This window comes from Serratia sp. Nf2 (genome assembly GCF_003028435.1).
GTDB classification, from domain to species: domain Bacteria; phylum Pseudomonadota; class Gammaproteobacteria; order Enterobacterales; family Enterobacteriaceae; genus Serratia; species Serratia marcescens_L.
In genome coordinates this window covers 931924-951501 of the sequence record NZ_PYTW01000001.1, presented here as the reverse complement: position 1 = coordinate 951501, position 19578 = coordinate 931924, and the positions used below count along the sequence as shown (strand labels likewise).

Genomic DNA, 19578 nt, shown 5'->3' with positions numbered 1-19578 from the left:
AAGTGCGGTAAGGTGTGTTCCTCGGGAGAAGGCTGCTTTGTGCCTAGAGCTAATTTTTCACTGTATCAACTACATGGGGGAAATTGATGGGTGCTATAAGTCATTAAATGGCAGTGTTATGTTTAATTAATGCTTTTTAAATCAAGTGATAGGCGTTTTGACATGGATATTAATGAGTTTCCACCGGGAGTTATGGAACATCTTGGTTGGTATGTATACCGATTGATTGATCCAAGAGATGGAAGTACTTTCTACGTAGGGAAAGGGAAAGGTAACCGTGTATTTGCTCATATGCGTGGTGAGGTTGCGGCAGCTGATGATGATGAATTACTTAGTAATAAACTAAAGCAACTTAGGGAAATAAGACTAGCAGGTCTTGAAGTCATCCATGTTATCCATCGACATGGAATGTCTGATCAAAAGACTGCTTACGAGGTTGAGGCCGCACTTATAGACGCCTATCCCGGTTTAACTAACATCATGAATGGTGCTGGCAGTAATGAATATGGTGCTGCGCACATTAAAGAGTTAATCGCCACATACCAACCTGAAACAGTTGTGTTCCAGCATAAAGTCTTAATGATATCGGTTAACAGAAGCTCAAAAGATGTAGACCTCTATGATGCCGTACGTTTTAGTTGGCGCGTAAACGTTGAACGTGCCTGTAAGGCTGAAGTCATACTGGCTACAGTGAAGGGAATCGTAAGGGGAGTGTATGTTGCTGATGAGTGGCTCAAATCTACTCGTGATAATTTCCCAGAGATGCCTTCATGGGATGCAGACGATGAGTTTGAATCTACTCAAAAATTTCGCTTTGGATTCCGAGGAAGAGTAGCACCTCCTGAGATAACAAAGATTTATCTTGGTAAAAAAATTCCGGATGTTCTAAGAAAGAAAGGTGCTATGTCTCCTGTGAAATATTCTCCAAGTTTTTGATTTCTGAATGGTGAATGGCTACCGTTTCTGTAGCCATTTTTTGCGTAATCCATACATGTCCGCTTAGTGCCGATAACAGGCATTACTAATCTGCTTGTATATGGATTAATGGCAGTGGGTTAGCAACCGTCTTTTATCTGTGTAGATAGGAACATGACCGGCCTCCCATTTGCTAATACACAAAAATGTTAGGAATACATACAACTTATGTGAGAACAATTGCGAACTCCTGATACTCGCTCAAAGCCGCCCCCGCTTAAGAACGATCGAAAAAGCAACACGGGCAATGAGCTCTACGACCGACTATCGGTAACAACACCGCTAATCTAGCAGCAACTTTTCACCCCCAACTCCCGCCACAACCCCGGCAACAACCCCAGCGTCTCATCAATCAGCGCCCGCCGGTCATTGCCCGGCTTCCAGATGGTCACCATGGTTTGGCTGATCCCCTGGCTGCCCACTTCGGTGCGCAGCGTGTTGACGTTTTTCCACCGTTCCGCATGCATATGCGTCGGCAGGAAGCCCCAGCCGCAGCCCTGTTCGAGTAGGGCGCGCAGCATCTCCAGTTCGTTGGTGAAAATGGTATGCCCGGAAATTTGCAGGCGGCGAGCCACGGGTTCGTCAGAGTCCGGGTGCATGATCACCTGCGGTGTGAGCGAAAGTTCCAGCAGCGAGAGCGGCTGTTCCGCGCCGGGGAAAAGCGCTTTAGACGCGTAAAAATCCATCTCTATCGCCCCTAAGGCGCGCCACTCCATGGCGTCGCCCACGCTGCGATGGCGCGCCTGGCAGATGCCCAGATCGGCCTGGCCGTTTGCCAGCAGGCTTTCCGCTTCGTCGCGCGAGGCGTTAATCAGGCTCAGGCGCGTGTTGCGTTGGGTCATGGCGGCAATCAGTGCCTGCAGCAACGCGCGGGGCGTAAAGGGATCGTAAACCAGCGAAATTTCCTGCGCCGCGCTCTTCGGCACGTCTTTGGCAAATGCCTCAAACGCTTTCACCTGCCGCATCAGCAGGTGCGCCTGGCGCTGCAGCTGTTCGCCCTCTGGCGTCAGGTGCAGGCTGCGCCCCTCGCGCAGGAACAGCGCATAGCCCAAGCCATCCTCGAGAAAATCAATCAAATCGCGCAGCGTCGTGCGGTCTTTGCCCAGCTTGAGCGCGGCTTTCGCCAGGCTGCCGTGCTCGGCCACGGCGGTGAAGGCTTCCAGTTGGGCAAAGGAATAAATCAGGCTCGGCACGCGGTTCTCCAGTCGATTTTTCGGGGGATTTTCCCCCATCAGGCGTTTTTTATTATAGGCCGCGTTTTTTTAAGCTGAACGCCTTCCTGAGCTAAGCGAGAAAAAATATGAAAAGCAAAGTGTTTAACCGCAGCCTGCTGGCGGGCGTTGTCATCAGTCTCTGCAGCGGCCTGTTGGCGCCCGCCGCGCTGGCCGCCTGTGCGGGCACAGAACTCAGCGCCTGTCCCGCGCCTTTCGATGCGCAATTGCCGGACACCCACAAGATGCTCACCTGGAGCCAGAGCGACCGGGTGATCGGTTTTCGTAACGACTACCGCAACTATGCGGGGGATGTGTTCCATCACGGCAATGCCGCGCCGCTGCTGGCTGCCGCTAAACCGCTAACGGACGCCAGCTATCGGGTGAATGGCAAAACCTACAGCCTGCAGGATTACCTGCAGCGCCAGAACGTCAGCGGCATGCTGGTGCTGAAAGACGGCAAAATCGCCTGGAAATATCTGGGGCAGGGCAATACCGACGCCACGCTGTGGACGTCGCGCTCCGTGGGCAAATCCGTGGTCGCCACGCTGGCGGGCGTGGCGATTAAACAGGGCAAAATCCGCTCGCTCGACGATCTCATCACGCAATACGAACCCGATCTGAAAGGCACCGCGTGGGACGGCGTGACCCTCAGGCAGCTGATCACCCACACCTCCGGCGTGGCGTGGAATGAGGATTACACCAACCCGAAATCGGACTTCGCGCAGCTGACCGAGTGTGAAGCCAGGCCCGGTACCTACGCCTGCGTGCGCAAGCTGGTAGCCGGTTTGCAGCGTGCGCATCCGGCCGGGCAGAACTGGTCTTACTCCTCCGGCGGCGCGTGGTTGCTGGGCGACGTGCTGGAGCGCGCCACCGGCATGCCGCTGGCGGCCTATCTTGAGCAAAGCATCTGGCAGCCCTACGGCATGGCGAGCGATGGCGTGTGGCATGCCTATGCCAAAGGCCAGCACGACGTGGGCGCGCATGGATTCAACGCCACGCTGGAAGACTGGGGGCGCTTCGGCGAGTTCATTATGCATAACGGGACGTTGCCGAACGGCAAACAGATCTTGCCGGCCGATTGGGTAGCCCAGTCGGCCAACTGGACGCGGGCGGCGGGCTCGGTATCGGCGGCCCATCCTAACGGCATCTACGGCTTCCAGTGGTGGAACAACGAAGTGCCGGTGGATGCGGCCAACGTAGAACCCGCTCCGCAGGCATCCCTCAAGCATTCCCTGTGGGCGCTGGGGATCTTCGGCCAGATGATCATGGTCAATCAGGCGGAGAATCTGGTGATCGTCCAGTGGTCTACCTGGCCGCAGGCGGAGCCTTCTTTCAGCGCGCAACCGCTGGAGGCCTCGCTGATGTTTAGTGCGATAGCGAAGGCATTGCGTTAACGTCGGCTGGGCAAGCAGGGGCTGGCTGGCGGTTGCCATTCAGCCCCTGAGCGGTATATTCCATGTCTTCGACGTTGACCTTAGGGGAGTCTTAATTCTCTACAGGTAGTGGAGGCCAGTCACCACCGTTCTTAATTAATAACTCTTTTATCTTGTTAATTTTCTCTTTATCCTCGGCATCGCCTACACCTCTATCTATAAAGCGTTGGAGCTGATTGCCCATAGTCCAACCAAACTTACCCTTGATTTTATTATCTGCGCCTCTTTCCAACAGAAGTATAGTATGATCAAATGAACGAGAATCCAGGGAGCTTATTAATATGGTATTCCCCAATGAATCTCTTGTATTTATATCTGCACCATAATCCAGCATCACCTTTAACGTTTCAGGGTTTTTCGCGTCTAACGCTTCGAATATAATGGGTTGATTGAATACTTTATCTTTTGCGTTTGGCGATAAACCACCGTCGAGCATGGCCTTGATCCAAATTCCCTTGTCGGCTTTCATGACAAATTCCGCCGGGCTGCTTCCCCCTTCCGGTCTGGGCTGCAACGGGTCTGCACCCGCTTTAACCAGGACGGTTATTATTTTCAACCTTTCCGGCGTATTTTTATCATAGATTGCGTTTAGCACCGACCAAAACAGCAGGGTCATGTCTGCCTTAACCGGTCGATTCAGTTCTTCCTTGCTTATTGACGGAAGGTTCTCTTTCAGTTTCACTTCATCGCCATCATAAATCAGCTGTGCGATGTCCAACTGCCGGCCTTCAAAAAAAACCTGTGGTTCATATTCCATGCTTTTGTTGCATCCTTGCACCATGAGGACCGTAAACAGTAGCACTATTGCCATTATCAACTTGCTCATATTCTCCCCCTGAGAATGGTGACATCCTCGTCTTTCTGGTCTTCAATCCGTTTTATTGCGTGGTCTATAGCGTGTGTATCGAAAACCAGATGTAACCTGACAGCCCCAGTATAATAACCGGCAGCTGTCAGATCTGCGTTGATGAAATTACTGCGTTTCCTTTGCTCCTCTCAAAAGCATGAGCTCGAGTATTTTCCTACACTGTTCATTGTATTCTGAGCCATCTTGGCTGTCTTTTATTTGCCGATTCACTGCTGTTAACAGCGAAATATTGTTTATATTTACCGGGTTAGGATTTGCCCCTCGATTGAGCAGTAGGGTCATGTGCTCAAAGGCTGAGCTAAAAAAAGCATCCATTAATAAGGTTTGTTGCAAGGAGTCTCTGATATTTATATCCGCGCCATAATCCAGCATCACCTTTAACGTTTCAGTGTTCTTGGCTTTGATTGTTTGGAATACAATGGGCTCATTGAATACCTTATCTTTTGCGTTTGGCGGTAAACCGCCGTCGAGCATGGCTTTGACCCAAATCCCCTTGTCGGCTTTCATGACGAATTCCGCCGGGCTGCTTCCTCCCTCTGGTCTGGGCTGCAACGGGTCTGCGCCAGCTTTAACCAGGTCGGTTATTATTTTCAGCCTTTCCGGCGTGTTTTTATCATAGATTGAGTTCAACACCGACCAAAACAGCAGGGTCATGTCTGCTTTCACTGGTCGATTCAGTTCTTCCTTGCTTATTGACGGAAGCTTCTCATTCAGTTTCACTTCATCGCCATCATAAATCAGCTGTGCGACTTCCAATTGACGGCCTTCAAAAAAATCCTGTGGTTCATATTCCATGTTTTTTTTGCATCCTTGCATCATGAGAACAGTAAACAGTAACGCCATTGCCATTATCCACTTGCTCATATTCTCCCCCTGATGGTGGCGACATCCTCGTCTTTCTGATCTTCAATCAACTTTATTGTCTGGTCTATACCGTGTTTATCGAGCAAGGTTCCTGTCCCACCGGCAAGAGTGTGTGGTATGCCGGCGGCATCAGGCAGCGCCAGTGATGACCACTCTTTCAAGGTGAAAGGCAATGCTGTGCCCCAGGGTTTTTGCAAAGCATCGGGCAGGGCATTTTTTATAAGCTCATAGTCACTTTAGTTATTAACCTCCTGTAACGTAGTTAATAGTTCTCCCTCAACTCGATAGGCCTGTATGTTCTTGGCTGAACCAATCATTTCAGCTCCGTATTTCCCTACAGTTCCATGATGGAGCCCGGCTGCATTAAACGTCCAGGCGGGTTTTCCACTGGTCATTGATGCAGCTGAGGCCATTCCCCCGCCCAATGAATGACCAGAAATATCGACACCGGAGGAGTTCTTTACTTGTAATCCTATTTTAACCGCCTGTTTATAATAGTCTGAGCTCGTCCCCATCCCCTGAGCACCATTATTTATCCAGTCATTCACATTTTTAATTCCTGACAAATCGCCCCTAAGGGCCTTTTTGGCGGCGCTGCCGATTCCCTCCGGGAACTCTGGCGCTCTTGATCCTCTGAACACGACCGTTGGGTTCATCTCTTTACCAAAAACAGTGCTATCAGGTTGATATACCCTTGCCAAAAAATCCGGAGATTCATCTCTGTCGAAGAGCATATTTCTGTTTAGCCCAATTTTACTCAGGGCCGCATTATCGTTACTGATATCTTTCCAGCCCTCGGGAACGCCGGGTGTATCCTTTAGCGGATTCGTGGTCTTGTAGATATTCTCCGCCAGCTTTGCCTTCTCGACGGCGACATTGTTTGCCGCCAGGCGTTCCGAGGCGATTCGGGCGTCCGGGTAGATACTCCGTTGCCCGCGGCCAATGAGGTATTTTCGCTCCTGCCAGCGTTGCGCTTTGGTCAAGGGGCCAGACACGGCCGACTGTGAGGCTCTTCCACCTTGCGCCGGGATATCCGGGCGAAGGGCCGGTTTGGCCCGCGTGACTTGTGCCGGGAAGACGGACGGGCGCGCCCGGCGGCCACCGTAAGACTTCACGGCCTCTTCGTACCGCTTCACTATCTTGTCCACCGGGTAGTTGGGCTCTTGTCTCCCCTGCGGTATCAGGTAGCCGTCGATGTCGGCGTAAAATGGCCCCATCGTCGCCAACACGCCGGGCCGGGTTTCGACCGCTACGACAATGCCGCTCATCAGGTCGCTCTGCACTCTTGCGCGCAGGTTAGAGCTTATTCCGTTTTGCGTAACGCCGACTTCACGGCGGATCCGTTCGCCACCGCGAAAACCAGAAAAAAGCGACAGAATGTCATTGTCCGGCATGTATGAAAGGCCGTGACAGGCGCTGGAAGGGCTGACTATACGGGGGAATTCATCAGGTGAAATAATATCATCGGCGATATACAGCAGTTTCAAACGGGAAAACATAGCGTGTCTCTTCCTTTGCTTGCTGCGTCTTGGCCTGTTCAGGCTGGCGCTCGCACTCCTTGCACTCGATGGCCCCCTGAGGGGCATGTTATCGAACGGCAGTCAGCGATAGCTGACGGCGCATAGGACACCAGATAAGGGATGATAACGGCTCAGGCCAATTTGTAAAGCGGGCCAAATGTTAACCGGAAAGTTCTTGTTTTCCAAAGGCTGCTGCGGGTTTTTAACCCCGCCGATCAAACCGATACACCAGCGCCAACGCCAGCGCCAGGATCAAAAGCGGCGGGGCGAGGGCGGTGAAGGGCGCGTTCAGGGCGAACAGCAATCCCAGGTTGAGGACGATCTGGTAAGCGATGTAGGTCAGCAGCCCGATGATGACGCCGAGCGCTAACCGGCTGCCCATGCCGGGGGCGCGCGGGGCGGTGAAGGTAAACGGGATGGCCAGCAAAATCATCGCCAGCACCAGCAGGGGCTGGCCGAGTTTTTTCCACAGCGCCAGGCGGTATTCGGTGCTGGGCTGTCCCGAGCCTTGCAGGTAATCGATATAGCGTTCCAGCTGTTGCAGCGAGAAACTGCCGGCCGGCAGGGTCAGCTCTTTCAGGCTCGGTACGGCGAACAGCGAGCGCCACGGCAGGCTGCTTTGCCGCTCAATCGTCTCCTTTCCGCCTTGCCAGCGTTTCTGCATTACGTTGTGCAGCAGCCAGCTGCCGTCGGCGGCGGTGCTGGCGCTGTCGGCGTAAATGTAAGATTCCAGCGCGCGGTTGGCCCGATAACGGAAGATCTCAATGCCGTGGGGCTGGTCGTTCTCATCGACGGTTTTGACCGTCACAAATTCGTTGCCGTGCCGCGCCCACAGCGGGTTAACGGTGACGTCGTTATCGTTCGACTGCGCCAGGGCGTTGTTCTTCATTTGCAGCGCGCGTTGCTGCAGCGGCGAGGCGGCCCACTCATCGAGGGCGCCGAGTGAGAGGTTCATCAGCAGCCCGGCGGCGAGCATCACCAGCGCAATGCGGAATATCGACATCCCGGCGGAGCGGATCGCGGTCAGCTCCAGGGTTTTGGACAGCTGCCCCAGCCCGACGATGCCGCCGAGCAGCGCGATAAACGGCCCCAGATCGACCAGGCTGCGCGGCAGGGTCATCACGGTCACCAGCAGCGCCTGCTGCCAGCGGTAGCCGCCCGGGGTCACGTCCTCCAGCTCGTTGATCAGCGTAAAGGTGGTGAACAGCGGGATGAGCAGCCCGGCTGCGGCGGCGAAGCCGATGAACACGTTGCGGATCAGGTAACGGCTAAAAATAGTCATCGGGAGGGTTTCCGCAGCAGGGATAAGTCGCGCGCCAGCAGCAGGGCGATGCCGACAGCCATCGCCAGCGGCACCAGCCAAACGCCGGGGATCGTCGGCAGAGAGCCGTTGGCGACCAGCGTGCGGCAAATGTTGCCGCCATAGAAAATCACGGTAAACAGCACCGTCAGGGGCAGCAGCGCGGCGTAGCGGCCCTGTCGCGGTTTGATGCGGCTAAAGGGGATCGCCAGTAGCACCATCAGCACGGTGGTCAGCCCGCGGCTTTCGCGCCATTGCAGTTCGGCGGCGTCCCCCGGATCGGCGGAGCGCGCCAGCTCCGCCGGCGAGGCCGACTTGTGCCGGCTCTCGGCGCTGGGCACGAACGGTTTGAGCGCGATGTCGAAGTTGTCGTAATTCTGCCCGTTGTCGTCGGTGCCCTGGCGATCCAGCACATAGGCGGTGCCGGTTTTCAGCCGCACGGCGGGGCTGGCGGGGGAGGCGTCGATCACCTCCACCGACTGCGCGCGGTACAGGTTGGTGTGATGGCCGCCGCGCACATAAATCAGGGCGTCCGTCAGGTGGTTGGCCGTTTTGTCGACGTGATTGGCGAGGATCATGCGGCCGTTGCCGCTGACGTTGAATTTGTCGGCCTGCAGGTGGCTCACGTCCAGCACCGACTGCGACTCTTGCTGCAGCTGATAGATATTGGCGTACGCCCAGGGCCTGCCATACAGCGACAGCAGCGTAACCGCTATCGCCAGCGGCACGGCCAGTATCAGCACCGCCTTATACAGCCGCAGCGGGCTGGCGCCGGCGGCCAGCATGGCGGTGATCTCCGCATCGCTGTACAGCTGGCTCAGCGCCACCGCCACCGAAACATACAGCGCGACGGGCAATATCATCTCCAGCGCGATCAGCGATTTATAGAAAACCACGTCGGCCACCACCCGCAGCGCCAGCGTGCCGTTGGCGGCGTCGGTCAGGTAGCGCTGGGCGGAGTAGCTGGCGAACATGAAGATCAGAAACCCGGCGATCATCATCACCAGGCGGCGGATCTCAACCGTGATATAGCGTTCAATCAAAGACATGCGTCATCGGCTCCCGGCGGTGTGCGCGTCATGGCGTCTCCCGGTCGATCAGGGTGCGCAGCAGGGCGATCACTTGGTCAACTTCCTGTGGGGTGAGTGCGCCATCCTTCGCCCACTGCACGCGCCCGGCCTGGTCCAGCACCACGATGGTGGAGCTCTCCTCCGGCAGCCGCCAGGCCATGCGCCCCAGCCCGTCGCTGTCGACGATGAACTGTGCCCAGGGATAATGGCGCTTGTTTTTCTCGATCTTGCCGCGCACGAAGAAGCCGGAGCCCGGTATCGCATCGTCGGTGTTGACGATGGTGGTGGGCTGGAAGCGATCGCCCGGCAGGTTCGCGTCCTTGACGGCGTTGATCAGCAGCGAGTTCTTCTTTTTAGCGGAGGTGCGCCCGGCGATGTACTGGATCACCCGCACCTTGCCCGCCAGCTTTGCGCTGTTCCACGGCCGGTAGCTGAAATCGCCGTTGCGCAGCAGCAGCTCGCCGCGATCGGCGATGGCTATTGGCGCCACCGGCTGGCCATGCACGAAGTTATGCGCGGATGCCGCCAGCGGCGACAGCAGCAGCGCGAGGATCAGCAAGCGGCGTAACGTCATCATGGCTCCGCGCAACGCGCTTATCTGCCCGCCGCGATGGCCGGCTGGGAAAACGACAGCGGAAAGCGCGCCAGCAGCAGTTCCAGGCGCTGGCGGATGTCGATATCCAGGATCGCCGGCCGATCATAGATATCGCCGCCGGCCAGCTTGTCCGCCACCATCACGTCATGCCGGTCGCCCATCAGGCCGTTAATCGCCGCCAGGAAGCGCGAGATCTGCCGGGCTTCGCGGTTGTCGGGATCGATCGATCTCAGCGTGTCGTAAAACGAGACTTGGCGGCTGACGATTTTGCGCACGTCGTGGAACTGGTGCCCGGTCAGCGCCGGGCCGGCGATCAGCGTTTGCAGCTGGCGCATCTGCTCCTGGCGGTAGGTGATAAAGCCCTGTGCGCTTTCCAGGCGGGTGTGGCGCAGCGCATAGCGCACGTACGACCATACCGGCTTGCTGAGCAGCAGCCGCAGCAGGTTGCCGTACAGCGTCAGGTTCTTCTGGTTGCCGTTGCGAAACGCGTCCTGAAAATGGCCGAGCACCACGGTGGTGGTATGAAACAGGCGGTTGGCGCGGTGGGGGGCGCCGTACAGCTGCTGGGCGAAGCGCAGGTGCTTGTAGCGGGCGCGGATATATTTGTAGCGCATGCGGGTAGCCGCCGCCAACTGCGGGTCTTGCAGGAAACCGTTCACCAGTTGCAGCAGCTCGCGGCGGGAAAAGCCGTCTTCCCAAAACTGCAGGCACAGCGCGTAGTTGTCCCGAATGCTCTCGGGGGAGCATTCCAGATCGATCTGCTGCGGCAGGCTGATATTCGCCTCAACCAGATCGTCCTCTTCCACGGCGACAAACAGCGCCTGGGTGGTTTCGGTGGAGAACTTCTTCCAATTATCGTGAGCGGTCATTGATTACTCTCTTTGGGCACATTCAGCCCCAACATAAAGCGATTGCGGTAGGCGCCGATCGTCGGTATCAGGGATAACAGAACGTCTAAACATTGCCCCAGTAAATAAGCGAAGGCTGCGCCCTGCACGCCGAAGGCATATGCCATCGACACCAGCAGCGTAATGTAGGCCGCCGAGGCCGTCGCCTGCGCGATCAGGAAAGCGCGCTGCTTGCCTGCCATAAACAGTAAGGATTCCTGCGGGAAGCCCATCATGGAAACGATGATCGCGCCCAGCATGATTTGAATCAGGTCATAGGCTTCCAGGTATTGCTGCCCGAACACCGCGGAAATGAGCGGTTTGCCCACCAGCAGCATCAACACCGCAACGGCCAGGCCGATGCCGCCGGCCAGCAGCGAGGAGCGCAGGCCCAGCAGCCACGGGGTCTTGGTGCGCGGATCCAGGCGCATGATCTCCGGATAGAAGCTTTTCTCCAGCAGCTTGGCCGGGGTGCCCGTCGCATCGAAGAAGGTCATGGCGATCTTGAACAACCCGGCGGCGGCCGGCCCGAGCACCACGCCCACCAGCACGGTGGTGCAGGAGTTGCGCGCGGCCCAGATGGTATGGGCGATGTTGGTGGTCCAGACGAAGTTCCAGGCGCCCTCGATGCGGCGCGCGACGTTGAACAGCCGTGGCCTCAGCGCGCCGTGGATATCGCGGCGGCGCAGCTCGCGCGCGGTGAACCACCAGAACAGCGTGCCGCCGATCAGGTTAGAGGCGTACCAGGTGACGATAAAGCCGGGGAACCCCAGATCGAAATAATAGGAGATGACGCTGCCCACCGCCTGCAGGAACGGTTTGATCGCCTGCTGGATGGCGATGAGATCGAAGCGGTTGAAGGCGCGCAGCACGCCGGTCGGCGTGGACGACGTCATCGACGGGATCAGGGTGCAGTACAGCATGGCGAGCCAGAAACTTTCGCTGTCCAGCCCCAGGGCGTGGGACAAGAACGGCAGCATGATCATGCCGCCCAGCACGGCGATGACGCCGCTGGCGATATCCAGGCCGAAGGAGAAGGCGACGACGTCGCGGAAGCGCCCGGTGTTTTGATGCTCCAGCGCCGGGGTGCCGAATTGCACCACAAACTGCCAGGTCTGGAATTTGATGAAATCGCTGACCGCTTTGGTGTAAGCCTGGATCACCACCAGCACGCCGAACATTTCAGGCGACATGCCTTTACCGGCGCAGGAGAGCGCCAGCAGGCCGAGCAGCGCGCTGGCGACGCTGCCGGAGCCTAAGTAGGCGGCATTACGTAAAATGGAGCGAAACGCGCCATCGGAAAACCACCGCTTCATAACCTAAACCAGCCGTTACCATTGTTTTTGTGCATCTTGTGTTCTGCCGTCATGCGCTTGCCCTGTATGCGTTTAATAAACCTGAGTTTCTTCGCCGGCGTTTTCGCCGGGTTGCCCGATATCGCTCTGTGGGCGCTTCGCGGGGTTCACTACGGCGGAAATGGCGTTGAGCGCGTTGCTCAGCACCTCGTCGTAAGGGGCTCTGGCGTCCAGCTCGATGATGCGCGCGCCGTTGTACTGCAGGCGCACCATGGCGGAAATCTTGTCTTTCAGCTCTTCATAGCTGTGATCGGGCTTGCGGGAAAACGCCGTATCGACGTCGATATCGAGGCGAATGATCAGCGCCGGCCGATAGACGGCCATGCGTTGATATAAACGGCGTTCGTGCGCCGCCAGGCGGCTCAATAGCCAGCCTTTTGCGCGTTCCACGCCGATACCGGGCCCATCGTAGTAAAAACCTGAAATTTCCGCCTGTGGGTAGCGATCGCTGATCACCAGCACGCCGCTTTGCGCCAGCTGCCGCACCTTGCGCAGGTTGGAGGCGCGCCACAGCGAAAAGCCGTACATGATCAGCGCCGCCCACAGCGCCGGCGGCCTGTTGCTCATGCGCTGAGTTTTATCGGATTTGGCCGCCAGGCGCCGTTCCAGCCACACGCCGATAAACGGCAATTTCTTGATTTTGTCGCCGTCTTCGCCGGAGATCAGCCCCAAATAGCGCCGCTGCGTGGGGCGATGCTGCTGCAGGTTTTTCACCAGATCGGCGGTCAGCGTGGACTTGCCGGTGCCATCGCTGCCCACCACGGCAATCAGTCCGGTGATGCAGGAGGAAGAGGTATCCTGTTCGGCAGTGAGTTTATTTTTTTTCATCTGTTTCGGTACGAAAAGGTTATTTGTCGGCTAGGCATTGGCAGCCCTCAGCGATATTTTAACGGCGCGCAGCGAGGCATCGAAAATACGGTTGGCCGGCTCGCGACCGTCTAAATCCAATATGTTAGCGCCGTTAAACGTCAGGTGCGGGATGACGGCGATCTTTTCACGCAACGCCGCCAGCGAGTGATCGGGTTTGCGTGAATAGGCCGTTTGTTCGTCAATATCCAGCCGAATTAATAATAAGGGCTGATAAGACGCCATCCATTGGTACAGGTTTTGTTCGCGCTTTCTCAGCCAGCGGATCCAGCGATTGCCGCCGGCGGTTTTCGCCAGCTGCGGGCCATCGAAACGAAATCCCGCCACTTCGGCCTGTGGATAACGATCGGTGATCAGCAATGCGCCGCTGCGGCTTTTCTTCAGCATGCGACGGAATTTATAAACGCGCCAATAGGAGAGTAAAAAAATCACCAGCGCCGTGGCATTATCCGGCGGCGTGGAAGGGCGCTCATGCACGCGCTCCGACTTCTTCAGCAAATAACGCCCGAAAGGCGCGCCAATAATCGGCAGCGAACTGATCCATTCGCCGATACGCCCGGAGGACTGGCCGAGATAAAGCAGTTCGGCAGGTTCTTGTGGCGATAAGGCGTTGACCAGGCTGGCGGCTAACGTGGATTTTCCTGAGCCGTCACAGCCGGTTATCGCTATTACGCGCACGGGCGAGCGATCAGATGAAGGTCTTATCTGCTGACTCACAATAATTGATCCAATGCGAAAAAAACTATTGTATTCCAATACGCCTTGGGTTCAAGATATTTATTGTGCTTTGCTGCGATAAAATAATGAGATTGCTATTCCAGTTCGTTATTTGAATTGATATTTATGGCGTTCGTTCTTGTTATTTTGTGCTAATTGTTGGTGCGTGGGCCGGTTTCGCTTTTTATGTTAATTTCCGGCCGGGATCACGGCGAGAAAAAGGCAGGGTTTTTCAATTTTCGCTTAATATTTTGTGCTTTTTGGGCGTCGCGTTACGGCAAATTTTTTTCACGCGGGCGCCACGGCAATGATAAGCGGTAGTTCGCTTCAAATATGGCACGCCGTTTCTGGTGTATTGAAAGAGAGTCTGATTATGAGTGCAAAATTTCCGCCGCTGATTGCGGTTATCGGCAGCGACGGATCGGGTAAGTCCACCGTTTGTGAACATCTGATCGCGTATATGAAACATTATGGCCCGGCGGTACAGGTGCATCTGGGTAAGCAGGCGGGCAACGTCGGCCGCGCGGCGGCGAAATTGCCGCTGCTCGGGCGCTCGGTGGGCAAGGCTATCGAGAGCAATACCAAAAAAGTCAAAACGAAAAAATCCCGGATTGGCCTGCTGCCGTCGGCGGTAATCATCGCTTTTGTGGGGCGGCGGCTGCTGCGTTTTCGCCGCATGCTGGCGTATCGTCGGCAAGGGTTCATCGTGTTGACCGACCGTTTTCCGCAGGCGCAAATCCCCGGCGCTTACGACGGCACGGTTTTTCCCGTCGACGTTGAAGGGAGCCGTTTCGTCCGTTGGCTGGCGGCGCGCGAGCGGGCGGCGTTTCAATGGATGGCGGGGCAAAAACCGGATCTGGTGCTCAAGCTGAATGTCAGTCTGGACGTGGCCTGCGCGCGCAAACCCGATCATCGCAAAGCGGCGCTGGAGAAGAAGATCGCCGTCACGCCGTTATTGACGTTCGAAGGCGCCGACATCGTGGATCTCGATGCCGATCGGCCGATCGGGGAGGTGCTTTCGGCGGCGGAAAAAGCCATCGCGGAATTTATGGCGGCGCAGGGTTATCGCTATTCGGCTGATGGCGTATCAACGGCTGCGCACTGAGGTGCGCATTCGTTCGGCAGGGCGGCGATGCCATGTTCAGCACCGCCGCCGCGGCCGAGAGGGAAAGGCTTTATTTTTTCAGCGCCGCAAAGGCGCGCACGATGGTGTCTATCTCTTCATCGCTGTGCGCGGCATTGACGCTGCAGCGCAGCAGGGTGACGCCCGCCGGCGCGGCCGGTGGCAGCACCAGGTTTACATATACGCCGTGGGCGATCAGCTCGCGCCAGAAACGCAACCCTTCTTCCTTTGAGCCGATCATCACCGGCACCACCGGGCTGATGCGCGGCCCCAGGGTATACCCCAGTTCGGCGAGGCCGTGGTACAGGCGGTGCGCGTTGCTCCACAGCTTTTCCCGCAGCTCGGGATGGCGCGCGATTTTTTGCAGCGCTGTACGCACCGACGCGATGCTGGACGGCGACGGCGACGCGGTAAAGATATACGGCCGGCTGCTGTAGCGCAGCACGTCCATCCCCTTGCCGCCGACGGCGAAACCGCCGATCGAAGCCAGGCTTTTGCTGAAGGTGCCCAGGATGATATCCACGTCTTGCTCGACGCCCAGCGCTTCGGCCAGGCCGCGGCCGTGCTCGCCCATCACGCCGAAGGAGTGCGCTTCGTCCACCAGCAAATACCCGCCGAGCCGCCGCTTGATGTCGACGATTTCCACCAGCGGGGCGACGTCGCCCAGCATGCTGTAGATGCCTTCCACGATAATGATCGCCTCGCGGGCCCGCTCGCCCAGGCGCACCATGCGGCGCTCCAGATCGGCAGCGTCATTGTGGCGGAAGCGAATAATCTCCGCGCCGCCGAGGGCGCAGGCATCGTAAATGCTCGCGTGGCTGTCCGCGTCGATCAACACCACGGCGCCCGGCCCCGCCAGCGTGCTGATGACGCCCAGGTTGGCGGTGTAGCCGGTGGAGAACACGATGGCGCTCGGGCGATCGAAGAATTCCGCCAGCTCCCGTTCCAGCATCAGGTGCGATCCGTAGCTGCCGTTCGCCATGCGCGAGCCGGTGGTGCCGGTGCCGAGCGCGGCCAGGGCCGCCTGGCCGGCGGCGATCGCCTGCGCATCGAACGTCAGGCCAAGGTAATTATTGGTGCCGGCGAGGACAATCTTTTGATCGCCGATGCGGCCCTGGGTGGCGGAATAGACTTCGTCGATGCAGGTGCCGAACGGATTCAAACCGGACGTTTGAAATTGTTCACGGTCATTGGCAAGCCGCGCAAACTTATCATACAGTCCCATGGTTTTTCTCCAGGTAAGGGCGCAGCGCGTCAAGCAGTTGCTCAGGCGTTCTGACATCAAGCAATATATTGATAGGAATGGAGATATCCAATTCATCTTCCAGCATCATCAGCAGATCCAGGACTCTGATGGATTCCAGGCCAAGATCATTGACGAGATCGCTATCAGGTTTTATTTCCACTCCGCCTTCGACGATACCTTGCAAACACGTCAGGATATAATCCATTACAGCATCGCGATTTAGCATAAGAACGTTGACACACCTCTATTGGGAATAATTAAAACAGCCCTTCGCGCAGCGCGCGCTCCAAACTTACCTGTGGAAACCAATTAATCTGTTGCGACAGCGCGTGATTACTGGCGGACCAGTCGTGATGGGTTAATTCACGTATTTTACTGCGCGTCAGCATCGGCTCTTGTTTGACCAGGCGGTTCCACACCACGCTGATATCCGCCAGGGCTTTCAGCAGCGGCAGCGGAATGCCCACCAGGCGCACCGGCCCGTGACGCACGGCGGCGCCGATGTCCCGCAGGCGCAGCCAGTTATAGCCCTCGGCCACGCCGTCGCACAGTTCGTAAATATTTGGCTGTGCGGGTTCGGCCTGTACCCATTGGCTGACCGCCTTTGCCAAATCGCTCACGTGCAGAAAAGAGAGCCTGGCATCGGGCGCACCCAGCCGGGGCAGTACGCCGCGCAGCAGGCCGTTGAACAGCGGTTTCAGCTCTTTATCGCCGGGCCCGTAAACCGCCGTCGGGCGGAAAATCCCCAGCGCGATATCGCCCGTGGCGGCGATGAGTTGCTGTTCGGCGGCCTGTTTTGAATGGGCGTACCAGGACAGCGCCGGATGGCGGGCCGCCAGCGACGACATGAACAAAAAGCGATTGCAGCGGCCGTTCTGTTTGGCCGCCTGCATCAGGTTAAGGCTGCCGGTGACGTTGCAGCGGGTGAACACCGCTTCCGCATGCCCGCGCACCTGGCCCGCACAATGCACGACGCACTCCGCGCCGCGCACCAGCTCGGTGAGCGAGGGCCGATCTTCCAACGCGCCGGGTATCCACTGCAGGTTGTCGATGGCGGCTTTTCCGGCTTGCCGCGTCAGGGCGCGCACGTTGAACCCTTGCGCCAGCAGTTCCTTGACGATATGCCGGCCGATAAAGCCGGTCGCGCCCGTCACTGCGACGGTGCCGCTCATTGCGCGAAACCGGCCAGCTGCGGCATTTGCGGGTAGAGCGAAGCGCTCAGCCAGCGTTTTTTGGCCTCCGCGCGCGCGGGTTTGCCCGACGACGTGCGGGGAATGCTGTGCGGCGGCAGCAGCTCGATGTCCACCGCAATGCCGAACTCGCTTTGAATGCGGGCGCTCAGCGAATGCACGATTTGTTCCCGGCGTTCTTCCGAGCTGACTCGGCACTGGATTTGCAAAATGATCCTGGCCGCTTCGTCGTGCTCTTCGGCTACGAAGGCAATCGCATCGCCGGAACGGATTTCCGGTTCGGATTCCGCGACGTACTCGATATCCTGCGGCCAGATATTGCGGCCGCGAATGATGATCAAATCCTTCTTGCGGCCGGTGACGTACAGATAGCCGTCCAGCAGGTAGCCCAGATCGCCGGTGTCCATCCAGCCGGTCACCTGAATTTGCTGCTGGGACTCATCGTCGCAGAAATAACCGTTCATCAGGCTGGGGCCGGAGATCGTGATATGGCCGACCTGGCGTTCCGGCAACGGTTGCCCGGTTTCGCTGCGGATCTCAATGCGGTGGCCGGGCAGCGCTCGGCCGCAGTTGACGAAGGTCGAGACGGCGCGGGTCTTCTTGCAGGGCGCGACCGCTTTACCCTCGTACTCCAAAATATCGCGGTCGACCGCGTTGGTTTGCGGGCCGGAGCAGGGATCGGAAAAACTCACCGCCAGGGTGTTCTCGGCCAGGCCGTAGCACGGCATGAAGGCTTTGCTGTCGAAGTTGATGCTGCTGAAGTGTTCGCCGAACTGGCCGAGCAGCTCGGCCGGGATCGGCTCGGCGCCTACGCCCGCAACCCGCCAGCTGGAAAGATCCAGATCGGCCAGCTCTTTGGCGTTGCTGCGGCGCAGGCACAGATCGTAGCCGAACGGCGGGGCGACGGACACCGTACCGCGATTCTTGGCGATCAGTTTCAGCCACTGCATCGGGCGCATGGCGAAATCTTGCGTGCGCAGATAATCGACGGACAGCTGGGTCGCCACCGGCGTGAGCAGGAAACCGACCAGGCCCATATCGTGATAGAAGGGCAGCCACGAAACGCAGCGGTCGCCCGCGCGCAGCTTGATCCCGTTGCGGCTGATCGCGTTTAGGTTCGCCATCGCCGCCCGCTGGGTGATGATCACGCCGCGCGGAAAGCGGGTGCTGCCCGAGGTGTATTGGAGATAGGCGATATCGTCGGGCGAAGGCGCGGGCAACGCGATCTCCGGCTCTGGCAAGGCGTTAAAATCCTCGTCGCTGAGGATGTGCAGCGCCGAGGTGTTTTCCGTGGCCGACGCGATCAGCGGCGTCCACTCTTCGCTGCTGACGATCGCCGCGGGGTTGCAGCTGGCGATCAGCCCTTTCAGTTTGGCGGTGTAGGAGTCGCGTTGGCCCACGCCCATCGGGATCGCCAACGGCACCGCCACCAGGCCGGCGTATTGGCAAGCGAAAAAGGCTTCGACGAATCCCGCGCTGGTTTCGGCGATAAGCGCCACGCGATCGCCTTTCTTGAGTTTCAGGGACAATAAACGCCGCGCGCCCGAGATCGCTTTTTGCTGTAGCGTGCGATATTCGAGAACGGTCACGAGTTGATTGCGACGGTCGTAAAAATTCATTCCCGTATTGCCCAGCGCCGCGTAATCCAACGCGTCCACTAAAGTGGGGAAGTCCGCATAGCGCATGGGAAGAGAATGAACGGAACTTGTTTCAGACATAGACAAACTTAGCCATAGATTAAAAATCACCAAAAGAGAAAATCACTCTTGGCGAGGTAATTGATGTTTTACTATGAATAGGTTTTGAATAAGTTTGTTATTCAACCATCTTCATTCCGCGAACAGCGTATATTGCCGTGCTTGAGGGCACGCCGGTTATTAACCGGTCAGAGCGTGAGTCGCCCGTGTTATCAGCCTTGAGCGGCACCCTGGCGATATACGAGAGACTATTGTAATATCCGGGCTGCGCCGTTCCTTAGTCTGCATCTGTCGGGCAGGAAATAACTGTCGGCTCATAGGTTATGACCTCATGCATGGCTATCTTGGAACTTAAACACTTCCTAAACAGTATGCCGCAAGAAATCCAAAAGTGAACGATTCATTTAAGGCTAATCTTAAAAAGAGCATTAAGTGGTAAAGATGGTGGCACACCTCCTGATTAAAGTCGGTACACTAAAAGCGGCGAGTTTCTTTTGCCGTAATAGCACGAAATAATAAAAGAGCACCATTAGCGTAGCCTGGCTGCGCCGCTTTCTGTTTCCTTTTTTTATCAATTACGGACATCACAGGGTGAATGTCGGGCGCAATAATGCGCTGATTCACAGGGGGTAATATTCGGTTTTTCTTATCATTGAA

Annotated in this window: 18 protein-coding genes; 3 read left to right on the top strand and 15 right to left on the bottom strand. The window is 57.1% G+C overall.

Annotation, left to right across the window (positions count from 1 at the left end; all coding sequences use genetic code 11):
- The first annotated feature begins 162 nt into the window (after window positions 1-162).
- Complete coding sequence (locus tag C9411_RS04545; RefSeq protein ID WP_107226519.1) at window positions 163-936, top strand: hypothetical protein; 774 nt, start codon at window positions 163-165, stop codon at window positions 934-936.
- 326 nt (window positions 937-1262) lie between these two features.
- Here C9411_RS04545 and C9411_RS04540 read toward each other — a convergent pair whose 3' ends face one another.
- Window positions 1263-2168 (bottom strand): LysR family transcriptional regulator, encoded by a 906-nt coding sequence (locus C9411_RS04540; RefSeq protein ID WP_107226518.1) that lies wholly within the window; start codon window positions 2166-2168, stop codon window positions 1263-1265.
- A 107-nt stretch (window positions 2169-2275) separates the two neighbouring features.
- Here C9411_RS04540 and C9411_RS04535 point away from each other — a divergent pair, with 107 nt between their 5' ends.
- Window positions 2276-3583, top strand: coding sequence for a serine hydrolase (locus C9411_RS04535; RefSeq protein WP_107226517.1), 1308 nt, complete (start codon window positions 2276-2278; stop codon window positions 3581-3583).
- Window positions 3584-3674: 91 nt separating this feature from the next.
- Here the strand turns inward: C9411_RS04535 and C9411_RS04530 are convergent, their stop codons facing one another.
- The 10 genes from C9411_RS04530 to C9411_RS04485 all read right to left on the bottom strand — a co-directional run bounded on the left by C9411_RS04530 (window position 3675) and on the right by C9411_RS04485 (window position 13665).
- Window positions 3675-4448 (bottom strand): ankyrin repeat domain-containing protein, encoded by a 774-nt coding sequence (locus C9411_RS04530; RefSeq protein WP_107226516.1) that lies wholly within the window; start codon window positions 4446-4448, stop codon window positions 3675-3677.
- A gap of 147 nt (window positions 4449-4595) precedes the next feature.
- Window positions 4596-5354: an ankyrin repeat domain-containing protein gene (locus C9411_RS04525; RefSeq protein ID WP_199200110.1), complete on the bottom strand. Its 759-nt coding sequence runs from the start codon at window positions 5352-5354 to the stop codon at window positions 4596-4598.
- 236 nt (window positions 5355-5590) lie between these two features.
- Window positions 5591-6853 carry a phospholipase gene (locus C9411_RS04520; RefSeq protein ID WP_233221872.1) on the bottom strand — a complete coding sequence of 421 codons (1263 nt, stop codon included), beginning with the start codon at window positions 6851-6853 and terminating at the stop codon, window positions 5591-5593.
- Window positions 6854-7076: 223 nt separating this feature from the next.
- Window positions 7077-8156: an LPS export ABC transporter permease LptG gene (gene lptG / locus C9411_RS04515; protein ID WP_107226515.1), complete on the bottom strand. Its 1080-nt coding sequence runs from the start codon at window positions 8154-8156 to the stop codon at window positions 7077-7079.
- Entirely contained in the window at window positions 8153-9223 is a 1071-nt protein-coding gene (gene lptF / locus C9411_RS04510; RefSeq protein ID WP_107226514.1) for an LPS export ABC transporter permease LptF, read from the bottom strand. Before lptF ends, lptG begins: the two co-directional genes overlap by 4 nt.
- 28 nt (window positions 9224-9251) lie before the next feature.
- Complete coding sequence (locus C9411_RS04505; RefSeq protein WP_107226513.1) at window positions 9252-9818, bottom strand: YtfJ family protein; 567 nt, start codon at window positions 9816-9818, stop codon at window positions 9252-9254.
- 20 nt (window positions 9819-9838) lie between these two features.
- Complete coding sequence (locus C9411_RS04500; protein WP_107226512.1) at window positions 9839-10708, bottom strand: hypothetical protein; 870 nt, start codon at window positions 10706-10708, stop codon at window positions 9839-9841.
- Window positions 10705-12042 (bottom strand): lipopolysaccharide biosynthesis protein, encoded by a 1338-nt coding sequence (locus tag C9411_RS04495; protein ID WP_107226511.1) that lies wholly within the window; start codon window positions 12040-12042, stop codon window positions 10705-10707. Before C9411_RS04495 ends, C9411_RS04500 begins: the two co-directional genes overlap by 4 nt.
- Window positions 12043-12114: 72 nt before the next feature.
- Window positions 12115-12909, bottom strand: a complete 795-nt coding sequence (locus tag C9411_RS04490) for a hypothetical protein (RefSeq protein WP_107226510.1) — start codon at window positions 12907-12909, stop codon at window positions 12115-12117.
- A 30-nt stretch (window positions 12910-12939) separates the two neighbouring features.
- Entirely contained in the window at window positions 12940-13665 is a 726-nt protein-coding gene (locus tag C9411_RS04485) for a hypothetical protein (RefSeq protein WP_063989258.1), read from the bottom strand.
- Between the two features lie 373 nt (window positions 13666-14038).
- On the opposite strand from C9411_RS04485, the gene C9411_RS04480 reads away from it, so the two are divergent.
- Window positions 14039-14770 (top strand): ATP-binding protein, encoded by a 732-nt coding sequence (locus C9411_RS04480; RefSeq protein ID WP_049213238.1) that lies wholly within the window; start codon window positions 14039-14041, stop codon window positions 14768-14770.
- Window positions 14771-14840: 70 nt separating this feature from the next.
- On the opposite strand, the gene C9411_RS04475 is transcribed toward C9411_RS04480, so the two are convergent.
- From C9411_RS04475 to C9411_RS04460, 4 genes are read right to left on the bottom strand one after another with little or no spacing between them, the layout of a single operon-like run.
- On the bottom strand, window positions 14841-16013 hold the full coding sequence (locus C9411_RS04475; protein WP_107226508.1) for an aminotransferase class I/II-fold pyridoxal phosphate-dependent enzyme: 1173 nt from the start codon (window positions 16011-16013) through the stop codon (window positions 14841-14843).
- Window positions 16000-16260: an acyl carrier protein gene (locus C9411_RS04470; protein WP_015378483.1), complete on the bottom strand. Its 261-nt coding sequence runs from the start codon at window positions 16258-16260 to the stop codon at window positions 16000-16002. Before C9411_RS04470 ends, C9411_RS04475 begins: the two co-directional genes overlap by 14 nt.
- A 31-nt stretch (window positions 16261-16291) precedes the next feature.
- The gene (locus C9411_RS04465; RefSeq protein WP_107226507.1) at window positions 16292-17206 is read right to left on the bottom strand and encodes an NAD(P)-dependent oxidoreductase; all 915 of its coding nucleotides are present in this window, start codon (window positions 17204-17206) and stop codon (window positions 16292-16294) included.
- Entirely contained in the window at window positions 17203-18942 is a 1740-nt protein-coding gene (locus C9411_RS04460; protein ID WP_107226506.1) for a fatty acyl-AMP ligase, read from the bottom strand. Before C9411_RS04460 ends, C9411_RS04465 begins: the two co-directional genes overlap by 4 nt.
- Window positions 18943-19578 lie beyond the last annotated feature (636 nt).

Excerpts from the sequence above, each read along its gene's own strand:
- C9411_RS04545 (WP_107226519.1), top strand. The coding sequence starts at position 163 with ATGGATATTAATGAGTTTCCACCGGGAGTTATGGAACATCTTGGTTGG.
- C9411_RS04535 (WP_107226517.1), top strand. The coding sequence starts at position 2,276 with ATGAAAAGCAAAGTGTTTAACCGCAGCCTGCTGGCGGGCGTTGTCATC.
- C9411_RS04530 (WP_107226516.1), bottom strand. The coding sequence starts at position 4,448 with ATGAGCAAGTTGATAATGGCAATAGTGCTACTGTTTACGGTCCTCATG.
- C9411_RS04525 (WP_199200110.1), bottom strand. The coding sequence starts at position 5,354 with ATGAGCAAGTGGATAATGGCAATGGCGTTACTGTTTACTGTTCTCATG.
- C9411_RS04520 (WP_233221872.1), bottom strand. The coding sequence starts at position 6,853 with ATGTTTTCCCGTTTGAAACTGCTGTATATCGCCGATGATATTATTTCA.
- lptG (WP_107226515.1), bottom strand. The coding sequence starts at position 8,156 with ATGACTATTTTTAGCCGTTACCTGATCCGCAACGTGTTCATCGGCTTC.
- lptF (WP_107226514.1), bottom strand. The coding sequence starts at position 9,223 with ATGTCTTTGATTGAACGCTATATCACGGTTGAGATCCGCCGCCTGGTG.
- C9411_RS04505 (WP_107226513.1), bottom strand. The coding sequence starts at position 9,818 with ATGACGTTACGCCGCTTGCTGATCCTCGCGCTGCTGCTGTCGCCGCTG.
- C9411_RS04500 (WP_107226512.1), bottom strand. The coding sequence starts at position 10,708 with ATGACCGCTCACGATAATTGGAAGAAGTTCTCCACCGAAACCACCCAG.
- C9411_RS04495 (WP_107226511.1), bottom strand. The coding sequence starts at position 12,042 with ATGAAGCGGTGGTTTTCCGATGGCGCGTTTCGCTCCATTTTACGTAAT.
- C9411_RS04490 (WP_107226510.1), bottom strand. The coding sequence starts at position 12,909 with ATGAAAAAAAATAAACTCACTGCCGAACAGGATACCTCTTCCTCCTGC.
- C9411_RS04480 (WP_049213238.1), top strand. The coding sequence starts at position 14,039 with ATGAGTGCAAAATTTCCGCCGCTGATTGCGGTTATCGGCAGCGACGGA.
- C9411_RS04475 (WP_107226508.1), bottom strand. The coding sequence starts at position 16,013 with ATGGGACTGTATGATAAGTTTGCGCGGCTTGCCAATGACCGTGAACAA.
- C9411_RS04470 (WP_015378483.1), bottom strand. The coding sequence starts at position 16,260 with ATGCTAAATCGCGATGCTGTAATGGATTATATCCTGACGTGTTTGCAA.
- C9411_RS04465 (WP_107226507.1), bottom strand. The coding sequence starts at position 17,206 with ATGAGCGGCACCGTCGCAGTGACGGGCGCGACCGGCTTTATCGGCCGG.
- C9411_RS04460 (WP_107226506.1), bottom strand. The coding sequence starts at position 18,942 with ATGTCTGAAACAAGTTCCGTTCATTCTCTTCCCATGCGCTATGCGGAC.